17 protein-coding genes are annotated in these 14,918 nt (G+C 67.4%); 4 read left to right on the forward strand and 13 right to left on the reverse strand.

All coding sequences use genetic code 11. The annotated features are described in order from the left end of the window. Window positions 1–5: 5 nt before the first annotated feature. The 4 genes from RDCOP1_RS02880 to pgsA form a co-directional block, all read right to left on the reverse strand. Entirely contained in the window at window positions 6–815 is an 810-nt protein-coding gene (locus tag RDCOP1_RS02880; RefSeq protein WP_072698531.1) for a PspA/IM30 family protein, read from the reverse strand. Between the two features lie 199 nt (window positions 816–1,014). Beyond that, window positions 1,015–1,404: a helix-turn-helix domain-containing protein gene (locus tag RDCOP1_RS02885; protein WP_072698532.1), complete on the reverse strand. Its 390-nt coding sequence runs from the start codon at window positions 1,402–1,404 to the stop codon at window positions 1,015–1,017. A gap of 101 nt (window positions 1,405–1,505) precedes the next feature. Further along, window positions 1,506–2,012 (reverse strand): CinA family protein, encoded by a 507-nt coding sequence (locus RDCOP1_RS02890; RefSeq protein WP_072698533.1) that lies wholly within the window; start codon window positions 2,010–2,012, stop codon window positions 1,506–1,508. Further along, window positions 2,009–2,686, reverse strand: coding sequence for a CDP-diacylglycerol--glycerol-3-phosphate 3-phosphatidyltransferase (pgsA, locus tag RDCOP1_RS02895; RefSeq protein ID WP_072698534.1), 678 nt, complete (start codon window positions 2,684–2,686; stop codon window positions 2,009–2,011). The genes RDCOP1_RS02890 and pgsA overlap by 4 nt, the downstream gene beginning before the upstream one ends. 82 nt (window positions 2,687–2,768) lie before the next feature. Here pgsA and RDCOP1_RS02900 point away from each other — a divergent pair, with 82 nt between their 5' ends. Beyond that, window positions 2,769–3,257: an amino-acid N-acetyltransferase gene (locus tag RDCOP1_RS02900; RefSeq protein ID WP_072698535.1), complete on the forward strand. Its 489-nt coding sequence runs from the start codon at window positions 2,769–2,771 to the stop codon at window positions 3,255–3,257. A gap of 37 nt (window positions 3,258–3,294) precedes the next feature. After that, window positions 3,295–3,579, forward strand: a complete 285-nt coding sequence (locus RDCOP1_RS02905; RefSeq protein ID WP_072698536.1) for a YciI family protein — start codon at window positions 3,295–3,297, stop codon at window positions 3,577–3,579. On the opposite strand, the gene RDCOP1_RS02910 is transcribed toward RDCOP1_RS02905, so the two are convergent. The 6 genes from RDCOP1_RS02910 to thyX form a co-directional block, all read right to left on the reverse strand. Beyond that, the gene (locus tag RDCOP1_RS02910) at window positions 3,569–4,549 is read right to left on the reverse strand and encodes a TerC family protein (RefSeq protein WP_072698537.1); all 981 of its coding nucleotides are present in this window, start codon (window positions 4,547–4,549) and stop codon (window positions 3,569–3,571) included. The genes RDCOP1_RS02905 and RDCOP1_RS02910 overlap by 11 nt on opposite strands. 165 nt (window positions 4,550–4,714) lie before the next feature. Continuing rightward, window positions 4,715–7,447, reverse strand: coding sequence for a DNA translocase FtsK (locus RDCOP1_RS02915; protein WP_174555751.1), 2,733 nt, complete (start codon window positions 7,445–7,447; stop codon window positions 4,715–4,717). A 123-nt stretch (window positions 7,448–7,570) separates the two neighbouring features. Then, complete coding sequence (locus RDCOP1_RS02925) at window positions 7,571–8,194, reverse strand: TIGR03085 family metal-binding protein (protein ID WP_072698540.1); 624 nt, start codon at window positions 8,192–8,194, stop codon at window positions 7,571–7,573. A 127-nt stretch (window positions 8,195–8,321) separates the two neighbouring features. Continuing rightward, the gene (locus RDCOP1_RS02930) at window positions 8,322–10,133 is read right to left on the reverse strand and encodes a ribonuclease J (RefSeq protein WP_072698541.1); all 1,812 of its coding nucleotides are present in this window, start codon (window positions 10,131–10,133) and stop codon (window positions 8,322–8,324) included. Further along, window positions 10,134–11,039 (reverse strand): 4-hydroxy-tetrahydrodipicolinate synthase, encoded by a 906-nt coding sequence (gene dapA, locus RDCOP1_RS21670; protein WP_072698542.1) that lies wholly within the window; start codon window positions 11,037–11,039, stop codon window positions 10,134–10,136. Between the two features lie 60 nt (window positions 11,040–11,099). Continuing rightward, window positions 11,100–11,855 carry an FAD-dependent thymidylate synthase gene (gene thyX, locus RDCOP1_RS02940; RefSeq protein WP_072698543.1) on the reverse strand — a complete coding sequence of 252 codons (756 nt, stop codon included), beginning with the start codon at window positions 11,853–11,855 and terminating at the stop codon, window positions 11,100–11,102. A gap of 143 nt (window positions 11,856–11,998) precedes the next feature. Between thyX and RDCOP1_RS02945 the strand changes: the two genes are divergently transcribed. Together RDCOP1_RS02945 and RDCOP1_RS02950 are read left to right on the forward strand one after the other, a co-directional pair. Beyond that, a complete protein-coding gene (locus RDCOP1_RS02945) occupies window positions 11,999–12,550 on the forward strand; it encodes a toxin-antitoxin system HicB family antitoxin (protein WP_072698544.1) in 552 nt (183 codons plus the stop codon). A gap of 63 nt (window positions 12,551–12,613) precedes the next feature. Beyond that, window positions 12,614–13,054 carry an SRPBCC family protein gene (locus RDCOP1_RS02950; protein WP_072698545.1) on the forward strand — a complete coding sequence of 147 codons (441 nt, stop codon included), beginning with the start codon at window positions 12,614–12,616 and terminating at the stop codon, window positions 13,052–13,054. Between the two features lie 22 nt (window positions 13,055–13,076). Here the strand turns inward: RDCOP1_RS02950 and RDCOP1_RS02955 are convergent, their stop codons facing one another. Genes RDCOP1_RS02955 through dapB form a run of 3 tightly spaced genes read right to left on the reverse strand, consistent with a single transcriptional unit; the run spans window position 13,077 to window position 14,834 of the window. Beyond that, entirely contained in the window at window positions 13,077–13,559 is a 483-nt protein-coding gene (locus tag RDCOP1_RS02955) for a flavodoxin family protein (protein ID WP_084722315.1), read from the reverse strand. Window positions 13,560–13,608: 49 nt separating this feature from the next. Then, a complete protein-coding gene (locus RDCOP1_RS02960; RefSeq protein WP_072698546.1) occupies window positions 13,609–14,082 on the reverse strand; it encodes a hypothetical protein in 474 nt (157 codons plus the stop codon). Next, complete coding sequence (gene dapB / locus RDCOP1_RS02965) at window positions 14,079–14,834, reverse strand: 4-hydroxy-tetrahydrodipicolinate reductase (RefSeq protein WP_072698865.1); 756 nt, start codon at window positions 14,832–14,834, stop codon at window positions 14,079–14,081. Before dapB ends, RDCOP1_RS02960 begins: the two co-directional genes overlap by 4 nt. Window positions 14,835–14,918: the final 84 nt, after the last annotated feature.

Genomic DNA, 14,918 nt, shown 5'->3' on the forward strand with positions numbered 1-14,918 from the left:
GAGCGTTACTGGCTGCCGGCACTGCCTGCGGCGGCAGGCGGCTCCTTGCCGATGTCGACGGCCGGCGTCGCAGGGGCACCGGGAAGGGCGTCGCCCTTCATCGAGGCGCGGATCTGCTCGAGACGGCTGTGGCCGGCCATCTGGACGGTCGCCTGCTGCACCTCGAGCATCCGTCCCTGCACCGTGTTCTGGGCGAGTTCGGCCGAACCGAGCGCATTGGCGTAGCGACGCTCGATCTTCTCGCGGACCGCATCGAGGCTCGGCGTGGTGCCCGGAGCCGACAGCGTCGAATCCATCGACCGCAGAGACTCGCTGACCCGCTCCTGCATCTTGGCCTGCTCGAGCTGGCTGAGCAGCTTGGTGCGCTCGGCGACCTTCTGCTGCAGCGCCATCGCGTTCTGCTCCACGGCCTTCTTGGCCTGCGCGGCAGCCTGCAGAGACTGGTCGTGCAGCACCTTCAGATCCTCGACGGACTGCTCGGCGGTGACGAGTTGCGCGGCGAAAGCTTCGGCGGCGTTGGTGTACTGGATGGCCTTCTCGGTGTCGCCCGCAGCATTAGCTTGATCGGCCATCATCACGGCCTGCCGGGCACTGGCGTTGAGCTTCTCCACTTCGTCCAGCTGACGATTGAGCTTCATCTCGAGCTGCCGCTGGTTTCCGATGACGGACGCGGCCTGCTGCGAGAGGGCCTGGTGCTGACGCTGAGCGTCCTCGATGGCCTGCTGAATCTGGACCTTCGGATCGGCCTTCTCATCGATCTTGGAGTTGAACAGCGCCATCAGGTACTTCCAACCCTTGACGAACGGATTAGCCATGGGTGTGATCCCGCCTCCATCTGGTACGCCGCGCCGAACGCGACCCGATGCGCGGCCCTCGCGCACCGATTCCGGACCGCCCTGCCGGTCACATCCCGGCGGTCCCAACCTGCCGAGCCCGGATCACCGCTGGAGGCGAGCCGGATATGTCCACTCATCCGCGCCGGATACCCCGGAGCGATCTTCACTTCAGTCCATGTTAGGCGGCAGCCAGCGCCCGCGCCGCCGGTGCGGGGATCACAACTCTGGTCTCTTGCGCAATCAGCGCAGAATCCCTCGCCACCCCGTCGGATCCCGCGAGTTCGGAGATCCCGACCTCGGCAACCCGGTCGTTCATACCATTGCGCCTGGGAACTGCGTCCGCCAGCGACTCGCTCACGTCTGAAAGGACATCGGAGAGCGGGACGGCGAGCGCGTCACAGATCGCTGCGAGAAGCTCGCTCGACGCTTCTTTGCGCCCACGTTCGATCTCGGAGAGATACCCAAGGCTGACCCTGGCGCTGCTGGAGACTTCGCGCAGGGTGCGGCTCTGCGACACACGGGTACGCCGAAGGCTGTCCCCTAGTGCTTCGCGTAGCAACAGCGCCATCGCATCCTCCTTCGTCCTTCGTACCTATACCCCGACAACGTCCCGGAGAGCTGCCAGGTTCCCGCTCCCCGATCGAACCTCGAGAACGCGGTGTCCAGACATTACAACGCCGAGGTCGCGTGTAGGCGGGCGAGTAGCCCCGACACGGCGGCATCGACCGATCCGAGGCGGATGTCCCACCGGTTTCCACGCACTTCCGGCCGGCTCACGACGGTGCCCCCGGGACCGCTGATGCCCAGATACACCGTGCCCGGTGGCCGTCCGTCCTGGTCGTCCGGCCCGGCGACTCCGGTCAACCCCAGCCCCCAGGTGGCGCCGCATCGGGTACGCGCGCCCTCCGCCAGCGCTGCCGCGGTGGGCTCCGAGACGGGACCGTCGTGCGCGAGGTTCTCGTCGTCGACGCCGGCCAGAGTTGCCTTCAGGTCGGTGGCGTACACGATCAGGCCGCCGCGTAGCACCGCGCTCGCTCCCGGAACACCCGCGATGGTGGCGGCGAGCAGGCCGGCGGTGAGCGACTCCGCGGTCGCGACGGTCTGGCCGCGCGCCGACAACTCCGCGACGAGGTCCCCGGCCGAGGTCGCGGAAACGAGCGGGTCGGGCGTGGTCACGACGAAGCCCGGTCACCGGTGTCGTCGTGGGAGGGTTCGCCGGCCTTCACGGCCGTGCGCAACCGGACCGCCTGGACGACGTAGTCGAGTCCGGTGACGACGGTCAGCGCGACCGCGAGGACCATGAGGGCCACCGCTACGGGCGCGATCGCGTCCGGCAGCGGAAGCAGGTAGATCCCGATGGCGAGGGTCTGGACGAAGGTCTTGGCCTTGCCGCCCCGACTCGCCGGGATGACGCCGTGCCGCAGCACAGCGAATCGCATCGCGGTGATGCCGAGTTCGCGGGCTGCGATGATTGCGGTGACCCACCACGTGAGGTCCCCGAGGAGTGAGAGTCCGACGAGCGCGGCGCCGATGAGTGCCTTGTCGGCGATGGGATCGGCCATTTTGCCGAAGTCCGTGACCAGGCCGTACCGGCGCGCCAACTGTCCGTCGATGCGGTCGGTGACCGCCGCGATCGCGAAGACGGCTGTGGCTGCGAGCCGCCATCCGGTGTCGTGACCGTCGCCGACGAACAGCAACACCAGGAAGACCGGAACCAGCGCGATTCGCACTACCGTCAGGATGTTCGCGATGTTCCACAAGGGCACGGGATCGTGCGGGGAACCGGCGTTCGGTCCCGGGGCGGCGCCACTCCCGCCCGATGCGGCGACGTGCTGGCGGGGCGTGCTCATGGGCCCCACAATATCGCTAGCTGCACGCGCTACTGTTCACCGCATGACTTCAGCGGCGCCGGAATCCAGCACAACCGATCGTATGGTCGTGCGTCGGGCCCGAACGTCCGACGTGCCGGAAATCAAGCGACTCATCGACATCTACTCGGGCAGGATCCTTCTCGAGAAGAACTTGGTGACCCTGTACGAAGCCGTCCAGGAGTTCTGGGTGGCCGAATCGGACGGGCGTGTCGTCGGTTGCGGTGCCCTTCACGTGCTGTGGTCCGACCTCGGGGAGGTGCGCACCGTGGCCGTGGATCCGCAGGTCAAGGGCCGCGGAGCCGGCCATCTGCTGGTCGGCCGGCTGATCGAGGTAGCTCGGGAACTCGAACTCGAGCGGCTGTTCGTGCTGACCTTCGAAGTGGACTTCTTCGCCCGCCACGGGTTCACCGAGATCGAGGGCACCCCCGTCACCGCCGAGGTCTACGCCGAGATGTGCCGGTCGTACGATACCGGTGTCGCCGAATTCCTGGACCTGAGCTACGTGAAGCCGAACACGCTCGGGAATACCCGGATGTTGCTCACACTCTGAGCGCGCGACGCCCGTATCCCACGAAATCGAGGACCCCATGGCACTGTTCGCAGTCGAATATACGTACTCCGACTCCACCGCCGCGGCCCGCGACGAGCACCGCCCGAAGCACCGGGCGTGGCTCAGCGGTCTCGTCGACGACGGACGGGTACGGGCGACGGGTCCGTGGACCGACGGGTCCGGTGCGCTGATCCTTCTCGACGTAGCCGATGAGGCCGCGGCGCGGGACCTGATGGCTCAGGATCCGTTCGCGCAACGCGACCTCATCGATGCAGTGCGTATCACCGGCTGGAATCCGGTGATGGGCGTCTTCAGCGCTTAGCGGAGTCGACCTGCCGCGTTCGCAGCAAGCTCGCGACAGTCGTGATGACGAGGACCCCGACGATCACCGCCAGCGACAGCCCGGTGGAGATCTCGGGGACCGCCACATGTTCGCCGCCGTTGATCCAGCTGAGCGTGTTCTCGTGCAGCGCGTGCAGCACGAGCTTGACGCCGATGAAGGCGAGGATCACCGAGAGCCCGTACGACAGGTAGACCAGGCGCTCGAGCAGACCGCCGATCAGGAAGAAGAGCTGCCGCAGGCCCATGAGGGCGAAGGCGTTGGCAGTGAACACCAGGTAGGGCTCTTCGGTCAGACCGTAGATCGCGGGAATCGAGTCGAGCGCGAACAGGATGTCGGTGAAGCCGATGGCGATGAGGGCCAGCAGCATCGGCGTGACCATCTTCTTGCCGTCGATGCGGGTGACGAGCTTGTCGCCGTCGTATTCGTCGTGGACCGGCAGAAACTTGCGCGCGAGAACGACCATCTTGTTCTCGGAGATGCTTCCCGGGTCCTCACCGTGGTCACGGATGAGCTTGACGGCGGTGTAGATCAGGAAGATCCCGAACAGGTAGAACACCCAGCTGTACGCGTTGATCGCGGCGGCGCCGACCGCGATGAACAGGCCGCGCATGACGAGAGCGAGAACAATGCCGATCGTCAGCACCTTCTGCTGGTATTCCCGGGGAACCGCGAACGTCGCCATCAGGATCACGAACACGAAGAGGTTGTCGACGGACAGTGCCTTTTCGGTCACGTAACCGGCGAAGTACTCCCCGCCGTATGTCGGCCCCCACACCACGAAGACGACCACGCCGAAGAGGATGGCGATCGTGATGAAGACCACGGACCAGAAACCCGATTCGCGCAACGTCGGCGCGTGCGGTTTGCGTACGTGGGCGTAGAAATCGAAGACGAAAAGCCCGACAATCACTGCGATTGTGATCAACCAGGTCGTCAGGGTTACGTGCATACCTCGGCCTTCCGGTAGGTGTGTACCTGCCGGAGGTCTCTCCCGCCCTGCATGAATGCCGGACCGACGGCCCCGGAACGGCATCGGCGCCGTACGTGTTGACGAGACCGCCGCGAATTAGGGGATACTCCCCTCCACAGCTGACACGATTGTGCCACAGGTGTGTCAGACGTCCCCGGCCCCGGATGCGACGTCGTCCGGATCGCCGCCACCGCGGATCGAGTACAGCAACCCGTCGAGTTCGTCCGGCTTGACGAGCACCTCGCGCGCCTTGCTGCCCTCGCTCGGACCCACCACTCCGCGGGTCTCCATCAGGTCCATCAACCTGCCTGCCTTCGCGAACCCCACGCGCAGTTTCCGCTGCAGCATCGAGGTGGAACCGAACTGGCTCGTCACCACGAGTTCGACAGCCTGCAAGAAGACATCCAGGTCGTCTCCGATGTCGGCGTCGACGTCCTTCTTCTCCCCTGCCTTGGGAGCGGTGACGCCCTCGGTGTACTCGGGCTCGGCCTGGTTCTTCGCGGCGTCGACCACCGCGGAGATCTCCTCGTCGGTGATGAAGGCACCCTGCATACGAACCGGTTTGCCGGCGCCCATCGGAAGGAACAACCCGTCGCCCATGCCGATGAGCTTCTCCGCACCGGGCTGGTCGAGGATGACGCGCGAGTCGGTGAGCGAACTCGTCGCGAAGGCGAGGCGCGATGGGACGTTGGTCTTGATCAGACCGGTGACCACGTCCACCGAGGGACGCTGAGTGGCCAGGACGAGGTGGATGCCGGCGGCGCGGGCCTTCTGGGTGATCCGGACGATCGCTTCTTCGACGTCGCGTGGTGCCGTCATCATCAGGTCGGCGAGCTCGTCGACGATGGCGAGGATGTACGGGTAGGGCCGGTAGACGCGTTCGCTACCGAGCGGTGCGGTGATCTCGCCCGACTTCACCTTCGCGTTGAAGTCGTCGATGTGACGCACACGGTTGGCCTGCATGTCCTGGTAACGCTGTTCCATTTCCTCGACCAGCCAGGCCAGAGCCGCCGCAGCCTTCTTCGGCTGCGTGATGATGGGCGTGATCAGATGCGGAATGCCTTCGTACGGAGTCAGTTCGACCATCTTCGGGTCGATCAGGATCAGCCGCACTTCTTCCGGCGTCGCCCGGATGAGCAACGAGACCAGCATCGAGTTCACGAAGCTCGACTTGCCCGACCCGGTCGAACCCGCGACCAGCAGGTGGGGCATCTTCGCGAGGTTCGCGGAGACGAAGTCTCCCTCGATGTCCTTGCCGAGACCGATGACGAGCGGATGGTGGTCGCGGCGGGTCGACGGGGCGGCAAGCACATCCGAAAGCCTGACCAGTTCCCGGTCCGAGTTCGGCACCTCGATACCGACCGCCGATTTCCCGGGGATCGGTGCGAGCAACCGGACGTTGTCCGTCGCGACCGCGTAAGCGATGTTGCGGGCCAGTGCGGTGATCTTCTCGACCTTCACACCTGGCCCGAGTTCGACCTCGTAGCGGGTGACGGTGGGCCCTCGGGTGAACCCGGTGACGGCGGCGTCGATCTTGAACTGTTCGAGGACCTCGGTGATCGACTCGATCATCTCGTCGTTCGCCGGGGATCGCTTCTTCGGCGGATCCCCCTTGGTGAGCAGGCTCAGCGAGGGCAGGACGTAGTCGCCGTCGACCTGACGATCCGGTACGACGAGAGCATCCGGGTCGGCGGGCTCGGGCACGGGTTCCGGTTCGGGCACCGCGACCGGCACCGCGCGTTTCGCGCGGGTTTTCGGCGGTGCGGCGGCGGGTTCCGGTTCGGGTGGGGCGGCCGCGTCCGGAGTGGGCTCGTCCGACCACAGCGGCAGTATCTCGGTGTCGGCCTCGGCGAACTCGTCGGGCGGGTAGTTCTCGGCAGGAGTCCCGCGACGACGCGACCGCGGCTTCTCCCTGCGATACCCGTCGTCGTACACGCCCGGGTCGTCGTCGTAGTCCCCGTACTCGTCGTACTCGTACCCGTATTCGTCGTCCGCCGGGTATCCGAGGCCGAAGTACTCACGGAACAGGTCGGGCAGTTCGCGGATGGTGGTACCGGTCAGCAGCAGGATCCCGAAACCGACGGCGAGCAGCATCAGCGGGACGGACAGCCACGCCGTCAGCCCCGAGGTCAGGGGTCCGCCCACTGCGGCACCGACGAAGCCCGCACCCTCGGACCGACCGGTGGCGTCGCCCGGAAGACCGGACGCGACGTGCCACAGCCCGAACGCCGGGAGTGCGACGAGAAGCCCACCGAGGACGAGTCGCGGCCGGATCTCGGGGAACGGTTCGGTACGCATCAGGGTCACGGCGATACCGATGGCGACGAGTGGAAGCACGGCGCCCGCGCCGCCCACGGTCGCCCGGACCGCCGTCTCGACCCAGTCGCCGACCGGACCGCCGACGCCGAACCACAACGACCCCGCCACGACCACGCCGACAGCGACGAGACCCAGCGCGATGCCGTCGCGACGGTGGCCGTGTTCGATGTCGGTGGCCATGCCCATCGTCCGCGTGGTGGCGCCGAGAGCACGAGCGGTCATGAACCAGCCCGCAGCGACGCCCTTGCCGAGGGCTCCGAGGACCCCGCCGGAATTGTGCGGCCGTCGCCCTGCGGGCTTTCGGGATGTGGAGGACCGGGACCGCGAAGCCGGTGCCCGCCTGGCCGCGGACGAACCCGCCGCGCGCGGCTTCCGCGAGTTACCGGAGGACTTCGCCGTGGCGTTCCGGCCTGCTCCCCTGCCGGTACCGGTCTTCGCGTTTCCGGCTTTGGCCGACGTCCCGCGGGACCGGTTGGCACCGCCCGACGAGCCGCGTGCCCCCGTCCGCGACCGCGAGGTCGTTGAGGACGAAGCGCGACTGCCCGACTTTCCTGCCATAACCGCCAGGGTAACCGCCCGGACCTCTGCTGAACCATTTGCAACACAGGCAACGCGCGACAGCCCTGGTCACAGCTGTCGAGATCTCGGGGGTCCGGAAGGTCCGCTGCGGCGCCGCCCGGCTCACACCCCGCGCTTGGATCCTTCGATGTCGGCGACGGCGCCCGGGTCGCCTTCCTTCTCGAGGCGCACCGCGTCGCGCCCGAAGGCGTGGAACAGCAGTTCTGCGGGCTCGCCACGCAGGACGACGGTCCTGGGTCCTCGTTTGCGCACGGTGGCGCGCTCGCCGCCGGGGCGCTCGAACACCACGGTGACGTCACATCCGCCGTAACTGTTGCGTCCGACCATGCGCGCGATCCGCCAGAGTTGGTCCTGCACCTCGACCGGGAGGTCTCGCGGTTCCCAGCCGGGCGAGGCCCGGCGGACGTCCTCGTGATGGACGAACATCTCCCCGGCGTTGGCGACGGAATCGAGAAGGAAGAGCGGAGACCACTTCGGCGGCCCTGACTCGATCTCGGACAGCAGGTGCGCCCACTGCTTGTCCGTCGCGGCGCGGCGCACCTTCTCCGTGTGACCGGCGAACGCAGGGATCATGATTCCGGGCATGGAGTCGATCCGGCGCTCCCGCACGAGCAGATGAGCGGCGAGATCGCGAGTCGTCCAGTCGCCACACAAGGTGGGCGCATCCGGACCGACTTCGGACATCGTATGGACGAGGGCATGTCGTTCGCTGCGGGCAAGGCTCATTCGGCCACTCTAACGACGGCATCGCCGCGCGGCACGGAAGTACCCCGCGCCGTGCGACCTGCCCGACCCTGGGGGGCGGGGCCGCGACCCGACGGTCCTCCGGGACCGCGCGCCGCAACCCCAGCTCTCAGGAGACCGCGATGACCGTGGGCACGATCATGGGGCGGCGACGATACGTGTCGGCGACCCATCTGCCCACGACCCGGCGGATTCCCTGCGCGATGCGGTGGGTTTCGGTGACGCCTTCGGCGGCGAGCTCGCTGAGGGTCTTGTCGACGAGTTGCGCGGCTTCCGTGAGCGCCGCCGGATCGTCGGAGAACCCACGGCCGGACACCTCCGGGGTGCTCACAGCCCGTCCGGTGGTCGCGTCCACCGCGACCGAGATGGAGATGAATCCGCCCTCGCCGAGAACCAGGCGATCCGACAGAGTGGATTCGCCGACGTCACCGACCGACAGTCCGTCGACGTACACGTAGCCGACGGGGACCCGGCCTACGATCTCGGCCAGACCGTCGACCATGTCGACGACGACACCGTCCTCGGCCAGCACGATTCGTTCCTTGGGCACCCCGGTGGCCTCGGCCAGTGCGGCGTTCGCCCGCAGATGGCGCCATTCGCCGTGGACGGGCATCGCGTTGGTGGGCCGCACCGCGTTGTACAGGTACAGCAGTTCGCCGGCAGAGGCGTGCCCGGACACGTGCACCTTCGCGTTCTGCTGCGTCACGACGGTCGCGCCGCGCTTGGCGAGGCCGTTGACCACCGCGAACACCGAGTTCTCGTTGCCGGGGATGAGCGACGACGCAAGCACGACGAGGTCGTCGGCGCGGATGTTGATCTGCCGGTGCTCCCCACGCGCCATCCGCGACAGCGCCGACAGCGGCTCGCCCTGCGAGCCGGTGGATACGAGCACGACACGGTCGTCGGGCAAGGACGCAGCAGCGTTGAGGTCGACCTCGACGCCGTCGGGCACGTGGAGGTATCCCAGGTCCTGCGCGATCTGCATGTTGCGCACCATGGACCGGCCGACGAAGGCGACCCGGCGGTTGTACCGGTGGGCGACGTCGACGACCTGCTGGATCCGGTGGACGTGGCTGGCGAACGAGGCGACGATCACCCGGTTCTTCGCCTTGCCGATGACGTTGTCGAGCACGCCGCCGATCTCGCGTTCGGGCGTGACGAACCCGGGCACTTCGGCGTTGGTGGAGTCGACGAGGAACAGGTCGACGCCTTCGTCACCGAGCCGGGAGAAGCCTGCGAGGTCGGTGAGACGGTTGTCGAGCGGCAACTGGTCGAGCTTGATGTCGCCGGTGTGCAACACCAGGCCCGCCGACGTGCGGATGGCGACAGCGAGGGCATCGGGAATCGAGTGGTTCACCGCGAAGTACTCGCACTCGAACGGACCGTGCTCGGTGCGTTCGCCTTCGGTTACCTCGACGAGCTTGGGCCGCTGCCGGTGCTCGCGGCACTTCGCGGCGACGAGCGCGAGCGTGAACTTCGAACCGACGACCGGGATGTCGGGGCGCAGTCGCAACAGGAACGGGACGGCACCGATGTGGTCCTCGTGGCCGTGGGTGAGAACGATCGCCTCGACGTCGTCCATCCGGTTCTCGATGTGCCGGAAGTCCGGAAGGATCAGGTCGACACCCGGCTGCTGGTCTTCCGGGAAGAGAACGCCGCAGTCCACGATCAGGAGGCGGCCCTGGTGCTCGAACACCGTCATGTTGCGGCCGATCTCACCGATTCCGCCGAGCGCGACGACCCGCAGGCCGTGCTTGGGCGCCTTGGGCGGGGTACCGAGCCGTGCGGTCGGGTCGACGGGCGGACGCGGGTCGGGACGCTGCGCCGCGGCCGAGTTCTGGACGACGCGACGCGGCGGACGCGAGGCCGGCGGTCCGGCATTGCGGGTGGCGCGGCCACGGCTGTTGGAAGGACGACTCATTTACAGAACCCCTGCTGCTTGAAGATCGGCCGCGAGGGCGTCGATCTGGGCCGATACCGGTGCGACCTGAGGTAGCCGCGGTTCGCCGACGTCGATGCCGAGCAGCCTCAACCCGGCTTTGGAGGCGCTGACGCCGCCGAGCCGAGCGACCGCACGATAGATCGGCACCATGGAAAGATTGATTCTGCGTGCCAGGTCGAGGTCGCCTGCTTCGAACGCGGTGTGCAGTTCGCGCAACCGGCCGGGCACGAGATGACCGATGACACTGACGAATCCGACAGCACCCACCGACAACCACGGGAGGTTGAGGGGGTCGTCGCCGGAGTAGAACTTCAGGTCGGTCGTGCCGATGAGCTCGGCTCCGGCGTTGAGATCACCCTTCGCGTCCTTGACCGCGACGATCCGCGGATGCTCGGCGAGCAGGCGCAGCGTGTCGGTCTCGATGGGGACCACCGAGCGCGGCGGAATGTCGTAGAGCATCACCGGAAGGTCGGTGGCGTCGGCGACCGCGACGAAGTGTGCGTAGAGCCCCGCCTGGGGCGGCCGGGAGTAGTACGGCGTGACGACCAGCAAGCCGTGCGCGCCGGCGCGCGCGGCGTCGCGTGCCAGTTCGGCGCTGTGTGCGGTGTCGTTGCTGCCGGCCCCGGCGATGATCTTCGCGCGGTCGCCGACCGAGGCGAGCACGGCGCGCATCAGCTCCAGCTTCTCGGTCTCGCTGGTGGTGGGCGACTCGCCGGTGGTACCCGCGAGTACCAGCGCGTCGCAGCCACCCTCGACGAGGTAGTTCGCAAGACGCACACCCGCGTCCACGTCGAGCTTGCCGTCGGCAGTGAACGGGGTCACCATCGCAGTGGCGACAGTGCCGAACGGGAGCTCGACGGCAGTTGCGGATTCACCGTTGGTCATGGTCAGAAGGCTACCGCGTGAGGGCAGGCGCCCGACACACGCCCGCCCCCGCCGGGTAACTCAGTGTTCTACGGCAAAGGTGGGAGCGGCGATTTCGCTGCCGTCGCGCAGCGCATCGATGGTGAAGTCCGAAAACGCATTCGGCGCGGCGTCGATGAGTTGTCGCAGGCACTCGACCGCGAGCCGCCGGATTTCGACGTCGGCGTGCTCGGTGGCGCGCATGGCGATGAAGTGCCGCCAGGATCGGTAGTTGCCGGTGACGACGATGCGGGTCTCGGTGGCGTTGGGGAGGACCGCTCGCGCGGCTTCGCGCACCTGCTTGGCCCGCAACGGCCCGGGTGGCAGGTGCGCCATCTTTTCGTCGAGGGCCTCGAGCAGTTCCACGTACGCGTCACGGCTGCGCCGGGTGGCGGCGAAGAACAGTTCCTCGAGGTCCGGGTCACCCGCGATCGCGGGAGGAACGACAACCGGAGCATCGCCGTCTGCGACGAAACGCTGGGACAGCTGCGAGAAGGAGAAGTGCCTGTGACGGATCAGCTCGTGAGTACACGAACGGGAGATTCCGGTGATGTAGAAGGTGACGGAGGCGTGCTCGAGTACGGACAGGTGGCCCACGGTCAGCAGGTGCCGCAGATATCCGGTGTTGGTCGCCGTCCGCGGGTTCGGCTTCGACCAGCTCTGATAGCACGCACGTCCGGCGAACTCGGCGAGCGCTTCCCCGCCGTCGGCGTCGGTCTCCCACGGGACGTCGTCGGGCGGCAGGAACTCGGTCTTGGCGATGAGCCTGACCTTCAGGGTGGCGGGTTCGGGAACCATGCGCGTCTCCTCCCGTGCGTGATCGCACCCTAGCGACTCCGAGTGACGCTCGGTGGGTAGGACCCGAGGTGACATCACAGCGACAGCACTGACGACAGCACCATGCCGTTGACTGATGTCATCAATGGCGTCACACTGGCGTCATGAACATCGACACCTACACCGCGGCCATCACCGACGCCGTCCTCAACGCCGCCGAACTCGGTGACGAGCAGACCCGTCGCACTGCGGCCGCGCTCTCCGCCGCCCTCGCCGCACCGGCGCGTCTCGCCGTTCTCAGCGCGCTGTCGGACATGGCGAGTGAGATCAGCGATCGACTGGACGATCACAGCGTCACCGTCCGACTCGACGGGACCGAGGCCGTCGTCGACGTGCGCAGTGATGCGACGCCCCACACCGATCCCCCGACGCCGACCTTCGAGGAGATGACCGGGGACATCAGCCGGGTCACCCTGCGTCTCGTCGAACAGATCAAGTCCCGCGCGGAGGAAGCCGCCGCACAGAGCGGCGTGTCGCTCAACTCCTGGGTGGCGCAGGCTGTGCAGGGTGCACTGAAGGATCAGAAGCGGTACCAGCAGCGCGCCGAAGAGTGGCGACGGCAGAACACCACGCCCGCCTCTCCCCCCGCACCCGCCCCGAAGGAGCCCGACAACGGCGAGGCCGGCGAGGACCGCAAGGACGGCGATACGGCCTGAATCGGCCTCCTGTGCGGTAGATTCCCGACGCACCGTGCACGGGACCCGAGAGGACACCAACTGATGGCCGTGAGCAGCACCAAGAGCTTCGAGATCAAGGCGACCCCGGAGCAGGTGATGGCGGCTATCGCGGCGGTGGACCGATTGCCCGACTGGTCGTCGACGCACAAGAAGGTCGTCATAGAGTCCACCTACCCCGACGGGCGGCCGCATCGCGTGCGCATGACCGTCTCGGTCATCGGCCTCACCGACGAGCAGGTCGTCGACTACACGTGGGACGGCGACCGGTCGATGTCCTGGACACTCGTCGAAAGCACCCAGCAGAATCAGCAGGACGGCGCCTACACACTCACGCCCTCGGGTGGGGCGACCACGGTCGATTTCAGTCTGACGATCGACCCCAAGATTCCGCTTCCCGGATTCCTCGTCCGGCGAGCGGAGAAGACCGCGATCGAAACAGCGGGCAAGGGCCTGACCAAGTTCGTCGAGGAGAACTTCCGCTGACGGTCCCGCCGGGAACCTGGCGTCACATCTGCTCGGCGACGGTCACCGCGACAGTCCCACCGAGTTCGTAGCAGCGTTCTCGGACCTGCGCGTCCACCGGCCCGGTGATTTCGAGGTCGGCCGCGACCTGCGTGAGTCCCATCCCCGTCACGAGACGGCGCACCGACGACACCGCACCCGCCGTGTCGTCGTTGCCGTGGACCCACATTCCGTAGGGACGGCCTGCGACCGTGTCGAGGCACGGGTAGTACACGGTGTCGAAGAAGTGCTTGAGTGCGCCCGACATGTATCCGAAGTTCGCGGGAGTACCGAACAGATAGCCGTCGGCGGCGAGGACATCCGGGACGGTCGCGCCGAGGGCAGGCACCGCGCGCACCGTCACCCCGTCGATGTCGGGGTCGTTCGCCCCGCCCAGCACCGCTTCGAGCAATTCCCGTGTCGCCGGGGACGGGGTGTGGTGGACGACGAGCAGCGTCCGGTCTGCGGCTTCGCGTTGTTCGATCACACCCGAAGACTACGACGGGGCCCCGGCGCGACCCGCCCGACCGCGTGGGTCAGTTCTTGCCCTCGCGTTCCGCCCGCTCGAGCGCCACCGCGCGCCGCATGGTGTCGCGTGCGCGGCCCCGGTCGCCGGCGTAGTCGTACGCCCTCGCCAGCCGGTAGGAGTTCCGCCAGTTGTCGGGGTCGGCCTCCCATTCCCGTTTGACGGTCTCGAACAGGGCGTCCGCGGCATCGCGGTCGATCCGTCCAGAAGGCCGGCGCGGCAGGTCGGTGACGTCGAGTTCGAGTCCCTCTTCGTGGATGCGGCGCGCGAGCTGCTGATGCTGCCATCCGGCATGGAGACTCGCGTACACGATCCACACCCCGATGAAGGGCAGGAGCAGCACGCCGATGCCGAGACCGACTGCCGCGACGCCGCCCGAACGGATCAGGTCGATTCCGCGGCTTCCCAGCAACACGAAATAGAACGCCAGCGCGACCACGACGAACGCGATCGGCAGGAGGACCTTGAGCAGATCTTTCTTCACAGGTCGAGGAGGGGGTCGATGCCGAGTGTCAGCCCGGGGCGCGAGCCGATCTCGCGGACGCCGAGCAGGACACCCGGAGCGAAGGAGGACCGGTCGATCGAATCGTGGCGGATCGTGAGGGTCTCCCCCTGCGTTCCGAGCAGCACCTCCTGGTGCGCCACCAAACCGGCGAGGCGGACCGAATGTACCCGCACACCATCGACATTCGCGCCGCGTGCCCCCTCGAGTTCGGTGCTCGTGGCGTCCGGGCTCGGCCCGACGCCTGCGGCAGCGCGAGCCTCGGCGATGAGTTCGGCCGTGCGGTAGGCGGTGCCGGACGGCGCGTCGGCTTTGTTGGGGTGGTGCAGTTCGATGACCTCGACGGACTCGAAGAACCGGGCAGCAGCCTGTGCGAAGCGCATCGACAGCACCGCGCCGATCGCGAAGTTGGGGGCGATGAGCACGCCCACCTCGGGCTTACCGGCGAGGAGGTCGCGCACCCGGTCGAGCCGGGCCTCGTCGAAGCCGGTGGTGCCCACGACGGCGTGGATGCCGTGGTCGATCAGGAACTCGAGGTTGCCCATCACCACGTCGGGGTGCGTGAAATCGACGACGACCTCGGCGCGGGACGTCACGAAGTCTTCGAGGCTGTCGCCCCGGTCCACCTCTGCGACGAGTTCGAGGTCCGCGGCCGCCTCGACTGCTGCGCAGATGGCCTGGCCGACCTTGCCCTTGGCGCCGAGCACACCTACCCGAACTGCTGCTGCGTTCACTGTTCCGTCCACGACCTTCCCGTCACGTCTTTCCGAGGAAAGCGTACGCAATCGTCGCGGTGGCCCGCACGGGCGGCCACCGGG

The sequence above is a fragment of the Rhodococcus coprophilus NBRC 100603 genome (assembly GCF_001895045.1).
GTDB lineage: Bacteria > Actinomycetota > Actinomycetes > Mycobacteriales > Mycobacteriaceae > Rhodococcus > Rhodococcus coprophilus.

What these genes read in the sequence shown, in the direction of transcription:
- RDCOP1_RS02905 (WP_072698536.1), top strand. Translation starts at nt 3,295, where the DNA reads ATGGCACTGTTCGCAGTCGAATATACGTACTCCGACTCCACCGCCGCG.
- RDCOP1_RS02910 (WP_072698537.1), bottom strand. Translation starts at nt 4,549, where the DNA reads ATGCACGTAACCCTGACGACCTGGTTGATCACAATCGCAGTGATTGTC.
- RDCOP1_RS02945 (WP_072698544.1), top strand. Translation starts at nt 11,999, where the DNA reads ATGAACATCGACACCTACACCGCGGCCATCACCGACGCCGTCCTCAAC.
- RDCOP1_RS02880 (WP_072698531.1), bottom strand. Translation starts at nt 815, where the DNA reads ATGGCTAATCCGTTCGTCAAGGGTTGGAAGTACCTGATGGCGCTGTTC.
- dapA (WP_072698542.1), bottom strand. Translation starts at nt 11,039, where the DNA reads ATGACCAACGGTGAATCCGCAACTGCCGTCGAGCTCCCGTTCGGCACT.
- RDCOP1_RS02950 (WP_072698545.1), top strand. Translation starts at nt 12,614, where the DNA reads ATGGCCGTGAGCAGCACCAAGAGCTTCGAGATCAAGGCGACCCCGGAG.
- RDCOP1_RS02885 (WP_072698532.1), bottom strand. Translation starts at nt 1,404, where the DNA reads ATGGCGCTGTTGCTACGCGAAGCACTAGGGGACAGCCTTCGGCGTACC.
- thyX (WP_072698543.1), bottom strand. Translation starts at nt 11,855, where the DNA reads ATGGTTCCCGAACCCGCCACCCTGAAGGTCAGGCTCATCGCCAAGACC.
- RDCOP1_RS02900 (WP_072698535.1), top strand. Translation starts at nt 2,769, where the DNA reads ATGGTCGTGCGTCGGGCCCGAACGTCCGACGTGCCGGAAATCAAGCGA.
- RDCOP1_RS02915 (WP_174555751.1), bottom strand. Translation starts at nt 7,447, where the DNA reads ATGGCAGGAAAGTCGGGCAGTCGCGCTTCGTCCTCAACGACCTCGCGG.
- pgsA (WP_072698534.1), bottom strand. Translation starts at nt 2,686, where the DNA reads ATGAGCACGCCCCGCCAGCACGTCGCCGCATCGGGCGGGAGTGGCGCC.
- RDCOP1_RS02930 (WP_072698541.1), bottom strand. Translation starts at nt 10,133, where the DNA reads ATGAGTCGTCCTTCCAACAGCCGTGGCCGCGCCACCCGCAATGCCGGA.
- RDCOP1_RS02925 (WP_072698540.1), bottom strand. Translation starts at nt 8,194, where the DNA reads ATGAGCCTTGCCCGCAGCGAACGACATGCCCTCGTCCATACGATGTCC.